This window comes from Marinobacter sp. bablab_jr008 (genome assembly GCF_016464145.1).
Lineage (GTDB): Bacteria > Pseudomonadota > Gammaproteobacteria > Pseudomonadales > Oleiphilaceae > Marinobacter > Marinobacter nauticus.
In genome coordinates, this window is record NZ_JACDWW010000052.1 from 195,440 (window position 1) to 202,023 (window position 6,584).

Genomic DNA, 6,584 nt, shown 5'->3' on the forward strand with positions numbered 1-6,584 from the left:
TTTGGATTTCACTTGTAGAAACGTGCAACAATAACTTGCTTGCAAACTTTTCACAGAAGCAAGACAGGAAAAGCGCTTGGGAGCCGGATGGTAAGGGTTTGAAAAGTCGAGATTATCCGGGCCGTGACTCAGTTTTGGACGGGGTGGTGGCGTTGCGGTTTAATAAGAATTCAAACCAATAAGCTGTTAAACATTAAAAAGAGAGGACTCCCTGTGAGGAAACAACAAATTTTATTGGTCGCATTTTTACTGGCCATGTTGTCGGGCTGTGCATCAATGCCCGGTATGCCGGGCTATATTTCAGAGGAAAAATCCAGTTTTGACGGATCTGTTCAATTAAGCATGGAACCTGCTTTTGTTTATCGAGATAACGACGGTTTTAGCGGTAGTGACCTGAAACTGTCCCTACTCTGGCGATCATCCATGGAAAACGATGATATTGTGCTTGAGGCATTCGTGGACGGAGCGCACAGCTTTGCTCGTGGCGAGTCTCTCCATTTCAATATCGACGGAGAAAAGGTGAGCTTCAAGTCTCTCGAGGAGCTCACAAATATCGATTATGAGCCAGGTGTCTATTCGACGGTTTATGTACCTGGAGGTAATGTTTCCTCAAAACGGTACCTGGTCAGCAGGAAATTCATCACGCGTATATTGGAGGCGTCGCAAGTAGGGGTCAGATTGGACTTGCGTCGCAGTTTTGTGGAGGGAGTGTTCACCGATAACACATCGTCATCGGCACACGAAGCCTTTGAAGCATTCATGCAGAAGGTGGGGCAAAAGTCCTGACATGTTTAACAAGGTGGTCAACGGGACGCCAACTACGCTGCGCTCCGTTGTCGCCCATTACCACTGGCGTTATATGTCTTGGAGCGATGGATCGTGCCAACTCTAAGAAACACACTTTACTCGACTGTCTTTGTTCTCGTTGTAGTGGTTGGACTCTCTGTATTCGCTGACGTTGCTTTTATTTACACACTCTGCGGGCTCTCAGGCTGGGCATTAATCGGGCATCTGGTTACGCTCGACGATGACATGCCCGGTGAATGGAGCAATCCTGAGGGCAGCAGAACTCTTTGGCATAGTTCGCTGATTGTGCTGCTGATAAAGCTTTTGGCCTTCTCAGTGTTCCTGGTTCTCGCTATGTCATTTCCCGGCCTAGCGCGATACGGAGCGTAGGTGGGTATCGATAGCCATATAACCAGTTGTTGTAGTGTGTTCCGGCCTGCGGCCTCCACCGGACGCCCCTGTCGGGGCGCCGCTAATCAAAAGCGTTATGACTAAAGCTATGCATCAGATTGAGAGCATTCTGGCCAAAAACGAAAAGTATCGGCTCGATGATCCGGTTCCCACCGAGAATCAGATTGATCAGGCAGAGCTCCATCTGAAAACCGAGCTTAAAGGTTGGTATCGCGATTTTGTCAGGTTGGGCGGTTTAAACGATCTGAGGTTTAGTGCGGAAATTCTCTCGCCCCAAGAACTGGTAGCGAACCAAAGCTACATTAACAGTCGGGCCTATGTTGCTTTCGCTAGCAATGGGTGCGGTGACCTTTTCTGCTGGTCAGTCGGAGAGTCGCCTGCAATTTTTTTGTGGGACCATGAAACAAACCAATTCACCGAGCATGCTCCGGACTTTGTCACTTGGCTTGAGCGTAACCGGTTCTAGTCATAACCAGTAGTTGTAGTTCGTTCCGGCCTGCGGCCTCCACCGGACGCCCCTGTCGGGGCGCCGCTAAACAATGGCGTTATGCACTAGATGAGCATGGAACATTATATTGAGCTCGTGAGGATTGATGGGGATTGGGAGGGTGGTCATCACGGCCAGTATCCCAAAGTATTCGGAGTCAGCCTCGAAAGCGACAAACCATTTGTGGTTACCGAAGGTTCCGGATGGGGGCTAGGCGGGGCGAGCTACACCTTGCCCGGATTATTTGAGGGTAACGCAGCATCGATATTTGATCGGGCTGAGTCTTCGGAGCTGTTTCAGCTTTTGTCATCTGCTTACCATTCCGGTGCAAGTGATGAGGTTTTGGCGGCGGAGTTGTTGCAGCGGTATGGTGGGCATGCATAACCAATCGTTCAAGTTCGCTACCGGCCTGGTGGCCGTCCGCCGGACGCCTACTACGCTGCGCTTCGCAGGCGCCGCTTAACATTCAGCTTATACGGCACCGCAAAAATATCCATTTTCGACCCAATGCGGGTATTGAAAATATAAGAACCAATCGCACTAAAATTTTTTAGAGGGCGTCATGATCTTTGAAACAAATGCCAACCAAATTGAACGCCTTGATCAAAGCCAGCTTGTGGACCTTCTCAGAAGACTTATTCAAGCTGAACTTAACAAAAATTCAATTCCGTTGCGCTGCGGTACTGCCCCTGCGCAGATAACAATTGCTGACGGTGGTGATGATGCACGTGTTTCATGGTCAGGCGGCCCTAATGAAACAGACTGGTTGCCTAGTCGTTTCACAATTTTTCAGAGCAAGAAGGGAGCGACGTCCCCTGCTGGTTTAAAGGCGGAGACTCAGACCAAATCCTCACAAGGTACTGATGCACCATTATTGAACGAAGCTCTTGAGAAAGCTATCTCTCAAAGTGGCGCTTATGTGGTTGTTACATCTACGCCGGTTGTCGGCACCAATCTTGATCGTCGCATTAAAGCTATTCGGGAAGGCGTTAGTGATACCGGTAACGATCCGACCCTACTGTCCTCGATCCAGATTTACGATTGCAACAGACTCGCTGCATGGACTAATACGCATCCGTCAGTAGCTCTCTGGCTCAACGCTTTACTGCGGGATGTCCATCTCAGCGGCTTTCAAACCTTCGAAGACTGGGGGCGTGCTCCTGAAATTTCCGAGATCGAATATCAGCAAAATGACGACACACGGTTTGTCGCTAAAGGAAGGGAAATCCAAACTTGGAAAAACGAGGATGCCTCGATTTCGCAGGAAAAATCCTTTGATGAAATTCGGGAGGTCATATCCACTTTCCTTACGGCACGAGGAAATGCTGTTCGCATAATCGGACCATCAGGATTTGGAAAAACTCGACTCGTCCACCAACTCATAGCTAGTCAGGTGGCGTTGCCGCAAGATGTTTTGAGCGAGAACCAGATTATCTACTGTCTCTACGCGGACGTTAAAGATCGACTTCCGAATATAGCGCGCGAAATTGCCGATACCGGATCTCGTGCACTGTTGGTTGTCGATGATTGTCCGGATCAAGTTCATACGAAGCTGAGTGATACCGTCCATCGGGATGGTTCCCACTGCCATCTCATAACAATAGGCGTGGAGACTAAGGCGCAAGGCATGCGCCGCAATCTGATAGTTGAACTCAATGCCGCGTCAAACGAGTTGATCGACCATATTGCAGAGGCAACGAACAAGCAGGTTAGTGAAAAGAATGCCTCGCTCATTCGCGACTTGTCACAAGGCTTCCCAAGGATGGCGGTATTAGCATCCCGTGCTTTGGAAGGTGGTGACGAAGAACTGAGTTCGGTCGAGACTTTGATTTCGCGGATCGTTTGGGGTGAGCACGAAATAGACCAGTCAGCCTTTGAAAGCCTGCAAGTCTTGAGCCTTTTCACCATCGTTGGGATGGAAAACCATGTCGCTAAAGAACTCGAAGAAGTTGCAAATTACTGTGGTAAGACTGCAAGACAAATGTACAAAGAATTGCAGCGCTTTGCCGAGCGTGGTGTCCTTTTTCGACAGGGAGATTATGGCGAGGTGCAGCCGCTTCCTCTCGCCATGCGCTTGTCAAACCAATGGCTCGAAAGCAACCCTGCTGGGACATTGGAGGACTTGTTCCGCTCTCTTAGCGAAGAAATGAAACTGAAGATGGTCGGGCGTCTACGTTGGATGTCCTGGTCAGAGAAGGTATTGAGGTTCGGTCGCGCTCTGCTTTCTGAGGCGTTGCCAGATGAAGCAGCATTGGACAGTGAATTCGGCTCAAAGCTTCTCGACCGTTTTGTCCACCTTGCGCCTGACGCAACAATGGAACACCTGGGCAGGCTGCTTTCAGGGAAATCCATTGATGAACTTGTCGCCTTTGATACAGGTAGACGCTATGCCATTTGGGCATTGGAGAAGCTGGTTTTCCGACGTGAGACCTTTGATGCGGCAGCCCGATTGTTGCTGAAGCTTGGTGCGGCGGAAAACGAAGATTGGTCTAACAACGCATCCGGTCAGTTCACGGGCCTTTACCAGCTTTACCTATCAGGAACGGAAGCTACGCCTGAAGAAAAGCTCGTTGTGCTGGATGACGGACTGGCTGATGCCAATGAACGGGTGCGCAAGCTCAGTATTGATGCGCTTAACCGTATGCTCGAAACTGGGCATTTCTCTCGGACCGGTGGCTCGGAACATATCGGAGCCAGAGAAGCTTTGCAGGATTGGCAGCCCACAACATATGGAGAGATTTTAAATTATTATCGAGCGGCCTTGTCACGCCTTGAGCAAATTGCCCTTGATACCAACGATCCTAACCATCGGACTGCGCTAAACACTATCGGCTCACACTTGAGGAGTCTGTTCTCCAACGTCAATTTGCTCGATGAAATTCAGGCTATGATAGTGCGCTTGCGCGAAGCCTATCCCGGATGGCATCAGGCAGCGCTCGGGCTTAATAATTGGCTATATTTCGATCGAAACGATGCGGATGAAGCCTATCAACAAAGGCTTCGTGAGTATTATGACGAGCTTCTCCCGACTGATCCGCTAGAGCAAATCCACTATTATAGCAGCGGTTGGGCTACGGATATTCACGATCCGGATGTCAGTTATGACCGTGAAGGTGATAACGATCATCACTACACAGAAAATAAGATATATGCGCTTGTCGTCGAAGCTCCAAATGAGGCCCAGTATTTCTTGCCGCTTCTAGACAGGTTCTTGGAAGAACCGACAAATTCAGGCTGGATTGCCGTGGTTCGTATTGCGAGGCATGTCAATGAGCCATTAAATCTGCTGCGTCACCTATTGGAAAGCATGACTCCAGACAGTGAAATTGCCGTCGTTTCAAATCTTGTGCGCAATGTCATTTCCGGTGCGGCGCAAGCCGACAGGAATAAGGGTCTGGAATGCCTAGAACTCGCACTTGGATGCCAGAGTTTAAGTACGTCATCAATTGAATTTCTTGCTTCGGCTGGATTGGATGACGCGCTCATGCAACGCGCAATCGAGTTTGTACAAAACGATACGGTCGAACCGCACCAAGTTTCAGTGATTGCATTCAATGATGTTTTGCAAACTGTCGATCAAGGTTTAATTGAACTGATGGTGAGCACCTTGCTAGATAAACAAGCGAATGGAGCGTGGGCGGCTATCGGTTTTCTAGCGCACGTTTTGTATCGCATTGCTCCAAAAGAACGACGGTTATTGCAAAGTCTGAAAGCGTCTGTAATCAACCCTTCCTTATTCGACAAACCACGTTATTCAAACATGGACTGGTATCATTGGTGTGATCTTGTTGAAAAGCTCTTCGAAGGCGGGCATGTCGACGATTTATTTAGTCTTGAATTGGTGGACTTCATTATTAGCGTAACGTCCGTCCAAGAGTACAATGTTCAACTCTCGTTCGACGATTACGCTCAAAAGATACTTCAGCAATTGATTGCCACCTCACCGGGCTTGGTTTGGGAAAAATACCACGAAGCGCGAACAGCCTTAAAAGGGCGCGCTTTGTATCGATTCCTTCGCTTGTTTGAAGCAAGGGTGGGAGAACCTTCGGCTCCTGGGGTGCTCAATGATATTCCCGCTAAAATTTACGTGCCGTGGATGCTTGAGGAAAAAGAAGAACGAATGCCGTTCATTTTGGATTGGCTTCAACTTTTCGCTGAAGAGAAAAAGGATCGGCAATGGAATGCTAAATTTGTTTCATTTGTCGATGCTCATGTGGATCGTCCCGAAAGATTGGATACTCTACGCTCCAGACTAACCACTGGAATGTGGTGCGGTTCGTTTGCCAGCAAGCTAGAAGCCGAACGTGATCAATTGCTGAAACTTCGGGAAGCTTCAAGTAACTCTAACGTCCACCGGTGGATTGACCGAACAGTGTCACAGATGGAACAACAAATCGTTGAAGAAAGAAGGCAGGAAGCAAACAGGGAAGCCTCGTATAAGGCATAGGGATGCTTGCTATAGTTGTATCCATTTTCGACACGGATTTCCGCTATTTTTCGTATGAGGACAATAGGAAATAGGTTTAAGTGCCTTATAACAAGCGCTTGCAAGGTGACGCAATAGCGCACTTGAAGCGAGCGTTATGTTTCTCTCAGAGCAGGCTCAAGTCCAAGGTGATCGACAAAAGGGATAAAGTCGCGATCTAGAAACAGCAGTGGTAGCTCTTTCTCTATGCAGAAGGTCGCGATGATGACGTCGGCAGTTTTTCGGATTGTGATGCCCTTTTTGCGGAGTGCCCGATAATTGTCCGCGCAAACAAGTGAAGTGGACCCCAAATTTTGGACAGGTGCCTAAGCTCTGATTCATCATCTCCACGAGGAGGAGAATCATGAGCAAGAAACGCAAGCAATACAGCGCATCATTCAAGTCCAAAGTTGCTCTGGCCGCCCTCAAGGGTGA

At 48.8% G+C, this 6,584-nt stretch carries 4 protein-coding genes; all 4 read left to right on the forward strand.

All coding sequences use genetic code 11. The annotated features are described in order from the left end of the window. Positions 1-213 precede the first annotated feature (213 nt). The 4 genes from JIF53_RS07270 to JIF53_RS07285 all read left to right on the forward strand — a co-directional run bounded on the left by JIF53_RS07270 (position 214) and on the right by JIF53_RS07285 (position 6,131). On the forward strand, positions 214-786 hold the full coding sequence (locus tag JIF53_RS07270; protein ID WP_041656226.1) for a hypothetical protein: 573 nt from the start codon (positions 214-216) through the stop codon (positions 784-786). A 499-nt stretch (positions 787-1,285) separates the two neighbouring features. Next, positions 1,286-1,663, forward strand: coding sequence for an SMI1/KNR4 family protein (locus JIF53_RS07275; RefSeq protein ID WP_194841929.1), 378 nt, complete (start codon positions 1,286-1,288; stop codon positions 1,661-1,663). 90 nt (positions 1,664-1,753) lie between these two features. After that, positions 1,754-2,068: a hypothetical protein gene (locus JIF53_RS07280; RefSeq protein ID WP_153741540.1), complete on the forward strand. Its 315-nt coding sequence runs from the start codon at positions 1,754-1,756 to the stop codon at positions 2,066-2,068. Between the two features lie 178 nt (positions 2,069-2,246). Continuing rightward, positions 2,247-6,131, forward strand: coding sequence for a hypothetical protein (locus tag JIF53_RS07285; RefSeq protein ID WP_199452158.1), 3,885 nt, complete (start codon positions 2,247-2,249; stop codon positions 6,129-6,131). The last annotated feature ends 453 nt before the right edge of the window (positions 6,132-6,584 follow it).

Bases quoted from the DNA above. Each gene is read 5' to 3' on its own strand.
- JIF53_RS07280 (WP_153741540.1), top strand. From the start codon at position 1,754: ATGAGCATGGAACATTATATTGAGCTCGTGAGGATTGATGGGGATTGG.
- JIF53_RS07285 (WP_199452158.1), top strand. From the start codon at position 2,247: ATGATCTTTGAAACAAATGCCAACCAAATTGAACGCCTTGATCAAAGC.
- JIF53_RS07275 (WP_194841929.1), top strand. From the start codon at position 1,286: ATGCATCAGATTGAGAGCATTCTGGCCAAAAACGAAAAGTATCGGCTC.